We start from the raw sequence: 15912 nt of genomic DNA on the forward strand, positions 1-15912 counted from the left end.
AAGGGTAGTTTTACCGTGGTCAACGTGGCCGATTGTACCAACGTTTACGTGCGGTTTTACGCGTTCAAACTTTTCTTTTGCCATCTTAAAAAATTCCTAATAAAGAAATTAAAGCCTGACTCAGTATTGAGCCAGACAAGCTAAAATCATATAACAGCGCGAGCTGAAATTATTGTATCTGCAACCTGCTTAGAGGCTTCAGCGTACTTCAAAAACTCCATAGAGTATGAGGCACGGCCCTGTGTTGCAGATCGTAAAGCAGTCGCATAACCGAACATTTCAGATAGTGGTACCACAGCATTAATTTGCTTAAGGCCACCAAGTGCATCTTCCATGCCTTCGATCATGCCGCGACGACGGTTTAGGTCGCCAACTACATCACCCATGTTTGCTTCAGGAGTGAGTACTTCAACCTTCATTACTGGTTCTAAAAGTGCAGGGTTTGCATCTAGCGCACCTTGCCTCATAGCCAGTGAACCTGCTATTTTAAATGCCATTTCATTCGAATCCACATCATGGAATGAACCATCATATAAAGTCGCTTTAACACCAAGTAATGGGTAGCCTGCCAGTACACCTTGAGCCATTTGCTCTTGGATACCTTTGTCTACCGCAGGGATGTATTCTTTCGGCACTGAGCCACCTACGGTTTCGTTTACGAACTCGTAGATTGGGGCTTCATCATCCGAAATATCCATCGGTTCAAGTTTAAGCCAGACGTGACCATATTGACCACGACCACCTGATTGACGTACAAACTTTCCTTCAACTTCAACAGTTGAACGAATAGCTTCTCGGTATGCAACCTGCGGCTTACCAACGTTACATTCAACACTGAATTCACGTTTCATACGGTCGACAATGATATCAAGGTGAAGTTCACCCATGCCAGAGATAATAGTCTGGCCTGATTCTTCGTCAGTTTGTACGCGGAAAGATGGATCTTCTGCAGCTAGTTTTCCTAGCGCGATACCCATTTTATCCTGGTCAGCGATTGTGCGAGGCTCAACCGCAACAGAGATAACTGGTTCTGGGAACTCCATACGCTCAAGCGTAATAATAGAGTTCGGATCACACAGTGTTTCACCTGTTGTTACGTCTTTGAGACCAATAGCCGCCGCGATGTCGCCTGCGTAGACTTCTTTGATCTCTTCACGTGAGTTTGAATGCATCTGAACGATACGACCAAGACGCTCACGCTTACTTTTTACTGGGTTATATACCGCGTCACCCTGTTTAACAGTACCAGAGTAAACACGGAAAAAGGTTAAAGTGCCAACAAACGGGTCTGTTGCAATCTTGAATGCAAGAGCAGCAAACGGCGCTTTATCATCAGCAGGACGCTCTTCCTCAGTACCATTTTCTAAGATACCTTGGATTTGTTTCACTTGTGTTGGTGATGGCATATATTCAACAACGCAATCAAGCACAGCTTGAACACCTTTGTTTTTAAATGCACTACCACACGTCATGGGAACAATTTCGTTCGCTAATGTGCGTTGACGCAAAGCATTTTTAATTTCTGCTTCGCTTAACTCTTCACCTTCTAAGTATTTATCCATTAGTTCTTCAGTAGCTTCAGCAGCGCTTTCAACTAAGTGAGAGCGCCATTCTTCGGCTAGTTCCTGAAGTTCTGCCGGTATTGCCTCATAAGAGAAAGTCATACCCTGGTCTTTATCATTCCAGTTAATGGCTTTCATTTTAATAAGGTCAATAACACCTTTAAAGTCGTCTTCAGCGCCAATAGGCAGCTGGACTGGAACAGGCGTTGCTCCAAGACGAGATTTCACCTGGCTTACAACCGTTAAGAAGTCAGCGCCCGTGCGATCCATTTTATTTACGAAGATCATTCTCGGAACTTCGTACTTGTTCGCTTGACGCCAAACTGTCTCAGTTTGCGGCTGTACACCCGATGAAGCACAAAGAACAACTACCGCACCATCTAGTACACGTAAAGAACGCTCTACTTCGATAGTGAAATCTACGTGCCCTGGGGTATCAATAATATTGATGCGATGGTCGTCAAATTGAGCGTCCATCCCTTTCCAGAAACACGTTGTTGCAGCAGAAGTGATTGTGATACCACGCTCTTGTTCCTGCTCCATCCAATCCATAGTTGCAGCGCCATCATGCACTTCACCGATCTTATGAGAAAGACCTGTGTAGAACAGAACACGTTCTGTTGTGGTGGTTTTGCCTGCATCTACGTGAGCACAAATACCGATATTGCGGTAACGCTCAAGTGGAGTTGTACGTGCCATAAAATCCTCTTAAAGGTTAAGGACAGATTACCAACGGTAATGAGCGAATGCTTTATTCGCTTCAGCCATACGGTGAACGTCTTCACGTTTCTTAACCGCAGTGCCTTTGTTATCAGCAGCGTCAACGATTTCTTGAGCTAAACGTAAGCCCATAGATTTTTCGCCACGCTTACGTGCAGCGTCTACTAACCAACGCATACCTAATGCGTTGCGACGTACTGGACGTACTTCAACTGGTACTTGATAAGTTGAACCACCAACACGGCGAGATTTAACCTCTACCTGTGGACGGATGTTATCAAGTGCAGTTTCAAAGATTTCTAGGTGCGACTTGCCTGATTTCTCAGCAGCCACGTCTAGCGCACCATAAACGATTTTTTCAGCAGTAGATTTCTTGCCGTCTAACATTACGATGTTAACGAATTTTGCAAGAAGTTCCGATCCGAACTTAGGATCTGGAAGAATTTTACGTTGACCTATTACGCGTCTTCTAGGCATTTTGTATCTCCGGTTTATTCAGGTTTGTCCTTTTGGAACAATAACCCAAAACAATAATTAATAATATTTAGTGCTTGGCCTTACTAACGGAATACAATTAGCCTTTAGGGCGTTTTGCACCGTATTTAGAACGAGCTTGACGACGGTCGCTTACGCCTGCACAGTCAAGTGCACCACGTACAGTGTGGAAACGCACACCTGGTAAATCTTTAACACGACCACCACGGATTAGGATTACACTGTGCTCTTGAAGGTTATGACCTTCACCACCGATGTATGAAGTTACTTCGAAACCGTTAGTTAAACGTACACGAGCTACTTTACGTAACGCCGAGTTTGGTTTCTTAGGTGTAGTTGTATATACGCGAGTACATACACCACGCTTTTGCGGACACGCTTTAAGCGCAGCTGAGTTACTTTTAGTAACCTTGCTACGACGTGGCTTACGCACTAGCTGGTTAATAGTTGCCATTTAAATAGCTCCTGAAATTAAAATTACTACTGAAAAAAATAAAAAATCCGCCCTTGTTTTACGAGCATGTATTAAACGTGCAAGTAAATGGGTGGCGGAATTTTAATGAGCAAAGATTGACCTGTCAACCTAAACCGCTCGCAAGGCAGTAGATAACTACCTTGCTAAACTCTAATCCATTGATTAGATTCGGTTTATTGATTTCCAGATAAATCCGCGTTTAAGGCATCAGTCAGTGCTTGAGTCGCCTCTTCTGCACTTACCGTTTGCTCTTCAACAACGTCTTTTTGCTTACGACGAGCCATACGATCTTGATGATACGCAAAACCGGTACCGGCTGGGATCAATCGACCCACAATTACGTTTTCTTTCAGACCGCGTAACTCATCGCTCTTACCATTTACAGCGGCTTCTGTTAGGACACGAGTTGTCTCCTGGAACGAGGCTGCTGAGATGAAAGATTCTGTCGCTAGTGATGCTTTAGTGATACCCATTAACTGGATTTCAAACTTAGCTGGGATCTTACCTTGAGCTTCAAGGTCGCGGTTTGCGATATTAACGCGTGCCACTTCAATTTGCTCACCGGCTAAGAACTCAGTATCACCACCGTCTAGAATGATACATTTACGTAGCATTTGACGAATAATAGTTTCAATGTGCTTATCATTGATCTTAACGCCCTGCAAACGGTAAACCTCTTGCACTTCGTTAACAATGTAGTTAGCAACATGAGTCACACCACGTAGGCGTAAGATGTCATGCGGTGACTCTGGACCATCGGCGATAACTTCACCTTTAGACACTTGCTCACCTTCAAACACGTTAAGTTGACGCCACTTAGGAATCATTTCTTCGTAATGATCGCCTTCAGCTGGAGTAATAACTAAACGTTTCTTACCTTTAGTCTCTTTACCGAAGCTAATCGTACCGGTGATTTCAGCTAAGATAGCTGGATCTTTCGGCTTACGCGCTTCAAATAAGTCGGCTACGCGTGGTAGACCACCCGTGATATCACGAGTTTTCGAACCTTCTTGCGGAATACGTGCTAATACGTCACCTGGGTTTGCAGTCGCGCCGTCTGTTACTTCAATCGTAGTGAATGAAGGAAGACGCGTTTCTTGCAAGCCACGCTCATCACTTTCAATGATAAGTTTCGGCTCTTTCGCATTCGCTTTAGCAAGATCTTTAACAACTACACGAGTTAAACCCGTTAGTTCGTCAGTCTGTGCTTCAGTATTTGAATCATCGATATCGCTGAACGATACTTTTGATTTATGCTCAAGAACGATTGGGTGACTATGCGGGTCCCAAGTAGCAACAATGTCGTTACCTTGAACTTCTGCATTGTCTTGCACTGTTAATACCGCACCGTAAGGTACTTTATAACGCTCTTTCTCACGACCATAGCTATCAATGATAGTGATTTCTGTAGAACGAGAGGTAATAACAATCTTACCGTCTGTATTTAATACATACTTAGCGTTGTGAAGTTTTAATGTACCGTTAGTTTTAACTTGTACATTATTTTCAGCAGACGCTCTTGATGCCGCACCACCGATGTGGAATGTACGCATCGTAAGCTGTGTACCCGGCTCACCAATTGATTGTGCCGCGATAACACCTACTGATTCACCCGCATTGATGATATGACCACGTGCTAGGTCACGACCATAACACTTAGCACAAACACCAAAGTCGTTATCACAGGTGATAACTGAACGTACACGAACTTCATCAACTGAGTGCTCTTCTAAAAGGTCACACAGTTTTTCGTCAAGCATGATGTTACGTTCTACAAGTACTGTATTAGTACCAGGGATAACAACAGGCTCAGCAACAACACGACCTAGTACACGTTCGCGAAGTGCTTCTACAACGTCACCACCTTCAATAAGCGGTTTCATTGTTAAGCCATCTTCTGTGCCACAATCGTCTTCATTGATTACCAAATCTTGTGCAACGTCTACTAGACGACGCGTTAGGTAACCCGAGTTCGCTGTTTTCAGTGCTGTATCGGCAAGACCTTTACGCGCACCGTGCGTTGAGATGAAGTACTGAAGTACGTTTAGACCTTCACGGAAGTTAGCCGTGATTGGCGTCTCGATGATTGAACCATCTGGACGTGCCATTAGACCACGCATACCTGCTAGCTGACGGATCTGAGCGGCACTACCACGAGCACCTGAGTCGGCCATCATAAACACTGAGTTAAATGACGGTTGCTCTTCTTCTTCACCTTGCGCATTCACTACGGTGTCTTTTGACAAGTTAGCCATCATTTCACGTGATAGATTTTCATTTACACGTGACCAAATATCGATAACTTTGTTGTACTTTTCACCAGCCGTTACAAGACCTGATTGGAATTGTTGGTTGATTTCAGTTACTTCAGCTTCTGCTGCTTCAATGATTGATGCTTTAACTGGTGGGATAACTAAGTCATCGATACCAATTGAAACACCTGACTTCATTGCGTAGTGGAAACCGGTGTACATAACTTGGTCAGCAAACACAACTGTGTCTTTTAAACCAAGACGACGGTAACACTCATTTAATAAGCTAGAAATTTGCTTTTTACCTAGAGCTTGGTTGATTGACTCAAACGGCATACCTTTAGGTAAAATAAGAGACAGAATTGCACGACCCACTGTAGTATCAATGATAGTAATTGTATCTTCTACAACACCATCTTCATTAGCTACTGATTGGCTAATACGTACTTTCACTTTTGCGTGAAGGTCGGCATTACCACTACGGTATGCTTTTTCTGCTTCTTTAGGATCTTTAAATACGGTGCCTTCGCCTTTGGCGTTAATGCGGTCACGCGTCATGTAATAAAGACCTAATACAACGTCCTGTGAAGGAACGATGATTGGCTCACCATTAGCAGGCGATAAGATGTTGTTTGTAGACATCATTAACGCACGAGCTTCTAGCTGCGCTTCAATTGTTAGCGGTACGTGTACCGCCATTTGGTCACCATCGAAGTCGGCGTTGTAAGCCGCACATACTAATGGATGCAAATGAATCGCTTTACCTTCGATAAGCACAGGTTCAAACGCTTGGATACCCAAACGGTGAAGTGTTGGTGCACGGTTAAGTAATACTGGATGTTCACGAATTACTTCGTCTAGTACATCCCATACTTCCGCTACTTCACGCTCAACCATCTTTTTAGCTGCTTTGATTGTCGTAGCCATGCCGCGACGTTCTAATTTGCCATAGATGAATGGTTTGAAAAGCTCTAATGCCATCTTCTTAGGAAGACCACACTGATGAAGCTTAAGTGTAGGACCAACCGTGATTACAGAACGGCCAGAGTAATCTACACGCTTACCAAGTAAGTTCTGACGGAAACGACCTTGCTTACCTTTGATCATATCAGCAAGCGATTTAAGTGGACGTTTGTTAGAACCTGTAATTGCACGACCACGACGACCGTTATCAAGTAGCGCATCAACCGCTTCTTGTAACATACGTTTTTCGTTGCGTACGATAATATCTGGTGCAGCTAAATCTAGTAGACGCTTAAGACGGTTATTACGGTTAATAACACGACGGTAAAGGTCATTTAGATCAGATGTCGCAAAGCGGCCACCGTCTAGTGGTACTAATGGACGTAAGTCAGGTGGCAATACTGGAAGTACTGTCATGATCATCCACTCAGGGTTATTACCTGATTGGTGGAACGATTCCATTAACTTAAGACGTTTAGTGATCTTTTTACGCTTAGTTTCAGAGTTAATTGTTGGTAACTCTTCACGCATCTCTGCAATTAATTGAGCAAGATCGAGTTCACGAAGCAAGTCTAATACTGCTTCAGCACCCATCTTCGCTTCAAACTCATCGCCGTGCTCTTCAAGTGCATCTAGGTATTCTTCTTCACCTAATAGCTGACCACGCTCAAGCGTTGTCATACCAGGCTCAGTTACTACGAATGATTCGAAGTAAAGAACACGTTCAATATCACGAAGCGTCATATCAAGCATTAAGCCGATACGTGACGGTAATGATTTTAAAAACCATATATGCGCAACTGGACTTGCCAGTTCTATATGACCCATACGGTCACGACGCACTTTAGTGAGTGTTACTTCAACGCCACACTTTTCACAGATCACACCACGGTGTTTAAGGCGTTTATATTTACCACATAAACACTCATAATCTTTCACTGGGCCGAAAATACGGGCACAGAATAAGCCATCGCGCTCAGGCTTGAAAGTACGGTAGTTAATAGTCTCAGGTTTCTTTACTTCACCGTATGACCATGAACGAACCATGTCTGGTGAAGCAAGACCAATGCGAATTGCATCGAATTCTTCGGTCTTATTTTGTTGCTTCAGAAACTTAAGTAAGTCTTTCACCTTAGCTCTCCTGTCGGAGTTAATCTTGAGGACGGATGTTCTCGTCCCTACATTCTATTCAGCCATAACAGATGCTGCAGCGTTAACTGCAGCATCTAATTGGCTTAATTTTCTTCCAACTCGATGTTGATACCCAGTGAGCGGATTTCTTTCAACAATACGTTGAACGATTCTGGCATACCTGGTTCCATTTTATGGTTACCATCAACGATGTTTTTATACATCTTAGTACGACCGTTCACGTCATCCGATTTCACTGTTAGCATTTCTTGTAGAGTGTAAGCAGCACCGTAAGCTTCAAGTGCCCATACTTCCATCTCACCAAAACGCTGGCCACCGAACTGTGCTTTACCACCCAGCGGCTGCTGAGTAACAAGGCTGTAAGAACCAGTAGAACGCGCGTGCATCTTATCATCAACCAAGTGGTTAAGTTTAAGCATGTACATGTAACCTACAGTTACTTGACGTTCAAACTGATCGCCAGTACGGCCATCATAAAGTGTAACCTGACCACTTCTAGGGTAGCCGCCTAGCTCTAGCATGTCTTTGATTTCGTCTTCTTTCGCGCCATCAAATGCAGGAGTAGCAATCGGTAAACCACCTTTCAAGTTTTCAGCTAAACGACGAATTTCGTCATCAGAGAAACTAGCGATATCCACAACCTGACGAGATTCACCGATCTCATAAGCTTGTTTGATGAATTCACGTAGCTCATGAAGCTCGCGTTGCTCTTTCATCATTTCTTCTAAGCGCTCACCAATACCGCGTGCAGCTAGACCCATATGTGTTTCAAGGATCTGACCGATGTTCATTCGCGATGGTACACCTAGTGGATTTAGTACGATATCTACCGTACGACCTTTGTCATCGTATGGCATATCTTCTACTGGTACGATAGTCGAGATAACACCTTTGTTACCGTGACGACCCGCCATTTTATCACCCGGTTGGATACGACGTTTAACAGCTAAGTATACTTTAACTATTTTAAGTACACCTGGTGCTAAGTCATCACCTTGAGTAATTTTACGACGTTTGTTTTCAAACTTCTTATCGTATTCAGCTTTAAGCTCATCGTACTGTGCAGCTAGTTGCTCAAGTTCAGCTTGCTTGTCTTCTTCAGCAAGGCTTTGAGTTAGTAACTTTTCAGCATTCAGTGACGCTAAGTTGTCTTCATCGAAGCCAGCTGCCACAAGTAACTTGCGAGCACGCTCTAAAACACCAGCTTCTAGAATACGGAACTCTTCGTTGAAGTCTTTCTTCGCTTCGCGAAGCTGCATGTCTTCAACTTCTAACGCACGCTTATCTTTTTCAACGCCATCACGGGTGAAAACTTGTACGTCGATTACAGTACCAGTTACAGAGTTAGGTACACGTAAAGAGCTGTCTTTAACGTCAGACGCTTTTTCACCGAAGATAGCACGTAGTAGCTTCTCTTCTGGTGTTAATTGCGTTTCGCCTTTCGGAGTCACTTTACCTACTAGGATATCGCCGCCTTTAACTTCAGCACCAATATATACAACGCCTGATTCATCAAGCTTGCCTAGTGCAGATTCACCCACGTTCGGGATATCTGCTGTGATCTCTTCTGAGCCTAATTTAGTATCACGGGCGATACACTGTAGTTCTTGAATGTGGATAGTCGTTAGACGATCTTCTTCAACTACGCGCTCTGATAGTAAGATTGAATCCTCGAAGTTGTAACCGTTCCATGGCATGAATGCCACGCGAAGGTTTTGACCAAGGGCTAAGTCACCTAAGTCAGTCGAAGGACCATCTGCTAACACATCGCCACGAGTAACCGGTTCACCAACCATACAAGTCGGCTTTTGGTTAATACATGTATTTTGGTTAGAACGTGTGTACTTGGTTAAGTTGTAGATGTCGATGCCCGCTTCACCAGGGATGCGCTCTTCTTCATGTACATTAACAACGATGCGACTTGCGTCGGCATACATTACTTCACCACCACGTTTAGCAACAATCGTTACACCAGAATCTTTTGCTAGTGTTAACTCAATACCTGTACCTACTAACGGTTTGTCCGCTTTCAATGTTGGTACTGCTTGACGTTGCATGTTTGAACCCATCAATGCACGGTTAGCATCATCGTGTTCTAGGAACGGGATAAGTGCTGCCGCTACAGAGATCACCTGTTGTGGTGATACATCCATATATTGCTGGTCCATGCGACCCATAAAGGTTGATTCACCTTTGTGACGACATGGAATAAGTTCATCTACAAACTCATTGGTTTCAGTTAAGTTTGAGTTCGCCTGTGCGATAACAAACTGACCTTCCTCAATGGCTGATAGGTAATCAACTTCATCAGTTACTACACCGTCTACCACTTTGCGGTAAGGTGTTTCTAAGAAACCGTAGTCATTGGTACGTGCATACGTAGACAATGAGTTAATTAGACCGATGTTTGGACCCTCAGGAGTCTCGATTGGACATACGCGACCGTAGTGAGTTACGTGAACGTCACGTACTTCAAAGCCAGCGCGTTCACGAGTTAGACCGCCCGGACCTAATGCAGAAATACGACGCTTGTGCGTTACTTCTGATAGCGGGTTATTTTGGTCCATAAACTGTGATAACTGAGACGAGCCGAAGAACTCTTTAACCGCTGCCGAAATAGGCTTAGCGTTAATAAGATCTTGTGGCATTACCGCATCAAGGTCACCTAAGCTTAAACGCTCACGTACAGCACGTTCTACACGTACTAAACCTACACGGAATTGATTCTCAGCCATTTCGCCAACACTACGTATACGACGGTTGCCTAAGTGGTCTATATCATCAACATCGCCAACACCGTTACGAATAGCAATCAATACTTTCATAACCGCTACGATGTCTTCTTTGCTTAATGTGCCAGGGCCTGTGTCTGAATCGTAACCTACACGGCTATTGAACTTCATACGACCTACTGTTGATAAGTCATAGCGTTCTTCTGAGAAGAATAAGTTCTCAAATAAGGCTTCAGCCGCGTCTTTCGTCGGTGGCTCGCCTGGGCGCATCATGCGATAAATTTCTACTAGTGCTTCTAAACGGTTGCTTGACGAGTCAATATTCAACGTATTTGACATGTAAGCGCCGCTGTCCACTTCATTGATGTATAGTGTATCAATGGTCGTGTGACCGGCTTTAACCAATTCAGCCATCATTTCAAGCGTTAGCTCGTCATTTGCAGTAGCAATGATTTCACCTGTTGACTCATCAACATAGTTCTTCGCTAATACACGGCCAATGATGTACTCATGTGGTACTTCTAATTGCTTAATGCCTTTTTTCTCGATGCTCTTGATGTGGCGAGCCGTAACACGACGACCGCTTTCAACAAGGACTTCACCGTCTTCGCTCTTGATATCAAAAGCGGCAGTTTCACCACGTAAACGTGAAGGCACAAGTTCCATAAGAACTTTACCGTCAGCGATTTCAAACGCAGTAGTATCGAAGAAGATATCTAGGATTTCTTCACTCGTGTACTCAAGTGCACGTAGGATGATAGACGCCGGTAATTTACGACGACGGTCAATACGTACATATAAGTTATCTTTTGCATCAAATTCGAAGTCTAACCATGAACCACGGTAAGGAATTACACGTGCGTTATAAAGCACTTTACCTGACGAGTGAGTTTTACCGCGGTCGTTATCAAAGAATACACCAGGGCTACGGTGTAGCTGAGAAACGATAACACGCTCTGTACCATTGATTACAAAAGTACCGGTATCGGTCATGAGCGGAATTTCGCCCATGTAAACTTCTTGCTCTTTAATGTCTTTAACTGTGCCTGGAGCTTCTTTGTCCATTACTACAAGACGCAGTTTCACGCGAAGTGGAGCAGAATAAGTCACACCGCGAATTTGACATTCTTTTACATCGAATACTGGCTCACCAATACGATAACTTACGTATTGAAGCTCAGAATTTCCCGAGTAGCTTTTAATTGGGAACACAGAACGGAAGGCAGCTTCCAAACCATGATCGCCATCAGCGTCCGGGACTAAGAATTTTTTAAACGATTCTAACTGCGTCGACAGTAAGAAAGGTATATCCAAAACTTGTGGACGTTTACCAAAATCCTTACGGATACGTTTCTTTTCAGAATAAGAGTAAGCCATGGGGTTCCTCAGCTTGCTGATCTTTGACCCGACCTGTTCTTGTAAGAACAGACTTAACTGGCATCTATGCCAAGATGTACAACATTAACTGTTGTTCCAACTTAATCCCACCTCAACACTAGCAAACTATAAAGCGTTGAAATTAAAGAATAAATCAGATTTTATTTGCGCTATAAGAATAGTCGCTCTATAGCGCAAAAAGGCCGGTGATTAAATAATCACCAGCCCTTGCCTGATTTCTCAGGCAGCGAACCTAGCAAAAGCTAGATTACTTAACCTCAACTTCAGCACCAGCTTCTGTAAGGTCTTTAGCAAGAGCTTCAGCTTCTTCCTTAGAGATACCTTCTTTAACTGGAGTTGGAGCAGCTTCAACTAGAGCTTTAGCTTCTTTTAAGCCAAGACCAGTTGCGCCACGTACAGCTTTGATTGCCGCAACTTTATTAGCGCCAGCGCCAGTAAGGATTACGTCAAATTCTGTTTTCTCTTCAGCAGCTTCAGCAGCAGGACCTGCTACCATAGCAGCTGCAGCAGTTACGCCGAATTTTTCTTCCATTGCTTCAACTAGAGCAACAACGTCCATTACTGACATTTCAGCAATTGCGTCAAGGATTTGGTCTTTAGTTACAGACATTACAAATTTCCTAATAATTAACGGACTCTAAGGTCCAAATAAATTTACACCGAAAGGGATTAAACAGCTTAAAATTAAGCAGCTTGCTCTTCTTTCTGTACACGTACTGCTTCAATTGTTTTACACAATTTACCAGCAGACGCTTCTTTCATAGCGCTCATTAAGCGTGCAACAGCTTCGTCGTATGTAGGTAGAGTTGCAAGCATAGCTGCGTCTACTACATTACCTTCAAAAGCGGCCGTTTTAAGCTCAAATTTCTCATTCTTTTTCGCGAAGTCTGAAAAGATACGCGCAGCAGCACCTGGGTGCTCTGATGAGAAAGCGATTAAGCTTGGACCAACAAATGAATCAGATAGGCATTCAAAGTCTGTTCCTTCAAGAGCACGTTTAGCTAGAGTGTTACGGACAACTTTCATCCAAACACCCGCTTCGCGAGCTTCTTTACGAAGGGCAGTGATTGCACCAACTGTTACACCACGAGAATCTGCAACTACTGCAGATAGAGCACCAGTGGCTGCTTCGTTGACTTCAGCAACAATTGCCTTTTTGCCTTGAAGATTTAAAGCCATGGGTGTTACTCCTGGTTTAATGGGTTACCGTACATCGGCTTCCCTGTTTTACTCTTCCCCACCAATAAAGGTGGAGATGCTTTTTACGGCGAGAGCCAGAAGATTAGGAAAAATCTATCTGGGGATTCACACCGTCTACGTAGGTAATATTAAGGCCGAAGCCGCCTACGGTCTTGGACGGAAGCCCAATTTATCGCGTTGCCCGAAGGCGCTTCGAAATTATGGACTTCAACCCGAATTCTTTACTTTGCGATTAACTAAATTAATCAGCAAAATGGCGCAAAATTATAGTACAAATTTCACGCCATGTAAACACTCAATTAAGCAACAACTGTGCTTAAAGTGCCTTGGTCAACAGAAACACCTGCGCCCATTGTTGTAGAGATAGTTACTTTCTTCAAGTAAACACCTTTAGCTTGAGAAGGTTTAGCCTTCTTAAGCGCAACAATTAGAGCTTCAAGGTTTTGTTGTAACTGCTCAGCAGTGAAATCAACCTTACCAATAGTAGTATGGATGATACCATTTTTGTCATTGCGGTAACGCACTTGACCTGCTTTCGCATTTTTAACTGCTTCTGCAACGTTAGGTGTTACAGTACCAGTTTTAGGGTTTGGCATTAGACCACGTGGGCCTAAGATTTGACCTAGTTGACCAACAACACGCATAGCGTCTGGTGATGCAACAACAACGTCAAAATTCATCTCGCCTTTCTTAACTAGTTCAGCAAGATCTTCCATGCCTACTAATTCAGCACCGGCTTCTTTTGCAGCTTCTGCATTAGCGCCTTGAGTGAATACAGCAACACGAACGTCACGACCAGTACCGTTAGGTAGTACAGTAGCACCACGAACGTTTTGATCAGATTTACGAGCATCGATACCAAGGTTAACAGCAACGTCAACACTTTCTACGAATTTAGCTGTCGCTAGTTCTTTTAAAAGAGCAACTGCTTCGTTAATTTCGTAATCTTTAGTTACTTCCACTTTTTCGCGGATAGTACGCATACGTTTAGTTAATTTAGCCATTATCTTAGTCCTCTACGTTCAAGCCCATCGCACGCGCAGAACCTGCGATAGTGCGAACCGCAGCTTCTAAATCAGAAGCTGTAAGGTCTGGTTTCTTTGTCTCAACGATTTCTTCAAGTTGAGCACGAGTTACTGTGCCTACTTTTTCAGTGTTAGGACGGCCTGAACCAGATTTGATACCTGCAGCTTTCTTAAGTAAGTAAGCAGCCGGTGGCGTTTTCATGTCGAACGTAAATGAACGGTCGCCGTAAACAGAGATCACTACAGGAACTGGAGCGCCTTTTTCGATAGATTCTGTACGTGCGTTGAACGCTTTACAGAATTCCATGATGTTTACACCGTGTTGACCTAGTGCTGGACCTACTGGAGGACTAGGGTTAGCCATACCAGCAGCAACTTGTAGCTTGATTAGAGCTTCAACTTTCTTAGCCATTATAAATACCTCATTAGGTGGGTCTTAGCCTTGTGCGCGCGAGGACGCGTACTCTAGCGGCTTCCCAGTTTAAAAATTGGTTTCTCACTTTCTGCAAACAGTTAAACAAACGTTTTCCCTGAATACAAAAAGGCCGCTGATTATAAGTTAATCAGCGGCCTTTTTCAAGCTTCGTGCCAAAAATTTAAAAGTTTTTAACGCGACGCTTTAAATCAATCACTTATCTTGTTCAACTTGACCAAATTCAAGTTCAACTGGCGTAGAACGACCAAAAATAAGTACCGACACTTTAACGCGGCTCTTTTCGTAGTCAACTTCTTCAACCACACCACTAAAGTCTGCAAATGGACCATCAGTAACACGAACCACTTCACCCGGTTCAAATAATGTTGCTGGTTTAGGTGCTTCTGCGTTCTCTTGTAGACGGTTAAGAATACGATCAGCTTCTTTTGTGCTGATAGGCGCAGGACGGTCTGATGTGCCACCAATAAAGCCCATAACACGTTCTGTGCTATTTACTAAGTGCCAGCTTGCATCATTCATATCCATTTGTACTAGTACGTAACCTGGGAAGAATTTACGCTCAGATTTACGCTTTTGACCAGCACGCATCTCTACGACTTCTTCAGTAGGAACTAATACTTCACCAAAGCTATCTTCTAGACCTTTGATTTTAATATGCTCTAATAATGTTTGAGCAACACGCTTCTCATAACCTGAGAAAGCCTGTACTACGTACCAACGTAGTTTCTTTTCGTTATTCTCATCCGACATGGGATCAGATCTCCAATCCAGTTAAAAAGCCTACAGCGCGGAATAAAATGCCATCTAATCCCCAAAGGATTAATGCCATAATCACTGTTGCAACCATTACAATTAATGTCGTGTGCGTTGTTTCTTGACGCGTCGGCCAAACTACCTTGCGTACTTCGATACGCGCTTCTTTTGCAAAAGCAAGGAATGTACGTCCCTTGAAAGTTTGCGAAGCAATAGCTAAACCCGCAGCTATCGCAACCACAACGCCAATAGCACGTAGTAATACAGACTGATCTGCAAACATATGGTTACCAACGACTGCGCCTGCAAGTAGCGCAATTGCTACTAACCACTTTACTGACTCCATCCCACTCGATGGTGTTTCTATATTCGTGCTCATAATATTATTACCTTAACTACAGACACAACAACCCTGCACGTCGACAGGGTTAATCCATTAAAATCTAAACTTAAAAACAAGCTTACTTAAACCGATTTTTAGTTCTAGACTTTACTCACTTTGTAAAAAATTGGCAGGGGCGGAGAGATTCGAACTCCCAACCGTCGGTTTTGGAGACCGCTGTTCTACCAATTGGAACTACGCCCCTGCAAAGTGGATGCCTATTATACTTACGCAATTCATTAACACAAGAGTAAAAAGATACCCATAACTTAAAATCTCACTGACGGCTGTAAAAATCAAACTTAACATTATTAAAAAAGCAGTTTATGATTGTTTCAATTTTAGGAATACTGTTCGCACAAGGAAG

The 15912-nt window shown here is 43.5% G+C and carries 12 protein-coding genes and 1 tRNA gene; all 13 read right to left on the minus strand.

The genetic code is table 11. The features are described from left to right. A partial coding sequence (locus CWB75_RS05715; protein ID WP_249362305.1) for a GTP-binding protein occupies nucleotides 1-84 on the minus strand: 84 nt, incomplete at its 3' end. Nucleotides 85-146: 62 nt separating this feature from the next. Next, on the minus strand, nucleotides 147-2261 hold the full coding sequence (fusA, locus tag CWB75_RS05720) for an elongation factor G (protein ID WP_138570109.1): 2115 nt from the start codon (nucleotides 2259-2261) through the stop codon (nucleotides 147-149). Nucleotides 2262-2288: 27 nt separating this feature from the next. Continuing rightward, a complete protein-coding gene (gene rpsG / locus CWB75_RS05725) occupies nucleotides 2289-2759 on the minus strand; it encodes a 30S ribosomal protein S7 (protein ID WP_010392135.1) in 471 nt (156 codons plus the stop codon). Nucleotides 2760-2856: 97 nt separating this feature from the next. Further along, nucleotides 2857-3231 carry a 30S ribosomal protein S12 gene (gene rpsL / locus CWB75_RS05730; protein WP_002958885.1) on the minus strand — a complete coding sequence of 125 codons (375 nt, stop codon included), beginning with the start codon at nucleotides 3229-3231 and terminating at the stop codon, nucleotides 2857-2859. A 194-nt stretch (nucleotides 3232-3425) separates the two neighbouring features. After that, the gene (gene rpoC, locus CWB75_RS05735) at nucleotides 3426-7598 is read right to left on the minus strand and encodes a DNA-directed RNA polymerase subunit beta' (protein WP_054202751.1); all 4173 of its coding nucleotides are present in this window, start codon (nucleotides 7596-7598) and stop codon (nucleotides 3426-3428) included. A 104-nt stretch (nucleotides 7599-7702) separates the two neighbouring features. Continuing rightward, entirely contained in the window at nucleotides 7703-11728 is a 4026-nt protein-coding gene (rpoB, locus tag CWB75_RS05740) for a DNA-directed RNA polymerase subunit beta (RefSeq protein ID WP_010392125.1), read from the minus strand. A gap of 268 nt (nucleotides 11729-11996) precedes the next feature. After that, nucleotides 11997-12359, minus strand: a complete 363-nt coding sequence (gene rplL / locus CWB75_RS05745) for a 50S ribosomal protein L7/L12 (RefSeq protein ID WP_008108465.1) — start codon at nucleotides 12357-12359, stop codon at nucleotides 11997-11999. A gap of 74 nt (nucleotides 12360-12433) precedes the next feature. Then, nucleotides 12434-12928, minus strand: a complete 495-nt coding sequence (gene rplJ, locus CWB75_RS05750) for a 50S ribosomal protein L10 (protein ID WP_008108464.1) — start codon at nucleotides 12926-12928, stop codon at nucleotides 12434-12436. 320 nt (nucleotides 12929-13248) lie between these two features. After that, the gene (rplA, locus tag CWB75_RS05755; RefSeq protein WP_008108463.1) at nucleotides 13249-13953 is read right to left on the minus strand and encodes a 50S ribosomal protein L1; all 705 of its coding nucleotides are present in this window, start codon (nucleotides 13951-13953) and stop codon (nucleotides 13249-13251) included. Between the two features lie 4 nt (nucleotides 13954-13957). Further along, the gene (gene rplK / locus CWB75_RS05760) at nucleotides 13958-14386 is read right to left on the minus strand and encodes a 50S ribosomal protein L11 (RefSeq protein WP_008108462.1); all 429 of its coding nucleotides are present in this window, start codon (nucleotides 14384-14386) and stop codon (nucleotides 13958-13960) included. Between the two features lie 216 nt (nucleotides 14387-14602). Continuing rightward, entirely contained in the window at nucleotides 14603-15160 is a 558-nt protein-coding gene (gene nusG, locus CWB75_RS05765; RefSeq protein ID WP_008108460.1) for a transcription termination/antitermination protein NusG, read from the minus strand. A 4-nt stretch (nucleotides 15161-15164) separates the two neighbouring features. Next, nucleotides 15165-15542, minus strand: a complete 378-nt coding sequence (secE, locus tag CWB75_RS05770; protein ID WP_054202752.1) for a preprotein translocase subunit SecE — start codon at nucleotides 15540-15542, stop codon at nucleotides 15165-15167. Between the two features lie 131 nt (nucleotides 15543-15673). Next, nucleotides 15674-15750 (minus strand) — tRNA-Trp (locus tag CWB75_RS05775). Nucleotides 15751-15912 lie beyond the last annotated feature (162 nt).

The sequence above is a fragment of the Pseudoalteromonas sp. S1608 genome (assembly GCF_005887265.1).
Classification (GTDB): domain Bacteria; phylum Pseudomonadota; class Gammaproteobacteria; order Enterobacterales; family Alteromonadaceae; genus Pseudoalteromonas; species Pseudoalteromonas undina.

What these genes read in the sequence shown, in the direction of transcription:
- fusA (WP_138570109.1), bottom strand. Translation starts at nt 2,261, where the DNA reads ATGGCACGTACAACTCCACTTGAGCGTTACCGCAATATCGGTATTTGT.
- rpsG (WP_010392135.1), bottom strand. Translation starts at nt 2,759, where the DNA reads ATGCCTAGAAGACGCGTAATAGGTCAACGTAAAATTCTTCCAGATCCT.
- rpsL (WP_002958885.1), bottom strand. Translation starts at nt 3,231, where the DNA reads ATGGCAACTATTAACCAGCTAGTGCGTAAGCCACGTCGTAGCAAGGTT.
- rpoB (WP_010392125.1), bottom strand. Translation starts at nt 11,728, where the DNA reads ATGGCTTACTCTTATTCTGAAAAGAAACGTATCCGTAAGGATTTTGGT.
- rplL (WP_008108465.1), bottom strand. Translation starts at nt 12,359, where the DNA reads ATGTCTGTAACTAAAGACCAAATCCTTGACGCAATTGCTGAAATGTCA.
- rplJ (WP_008108464.1), bottom strand. Translation starts at nt 12,928, where the DNA reads ATGGCTTTAAATCTTCAAGGCAAAAAGGCAATTGTTGCTGAAGTCAAC.
- rplA (WP_008108463.1), bottom strand. Translation starts at nt 13,953, where the DNA reads ATGGCTAAATTAACTAAACGTATGCGTACTATCCGCGAAAAAGTGGAA.
- rplK (WP_008108462.1), bottom strand. Translation starts at nt 14,386, where the DNA reads ATGGCTAAGAAAGTTGAAGCTCTAATCAAGCTACAAGTTGCTGCTGGT.
- nusG (WP_008108460.1), bottom strand. Translation starts at nt 15,160, where the DNA reads ATGTCGGATGAGAATAACGAAAAGAAACTACGTTGGTACGTAGTACAG.
- secE (WP_054202752.1), bottom strand. Translation starts at nt 15,542, where the DNA reads ATGAGCACGAATATAGAAACACCATCGAGTGGGATGGAGTCAGTAAAG.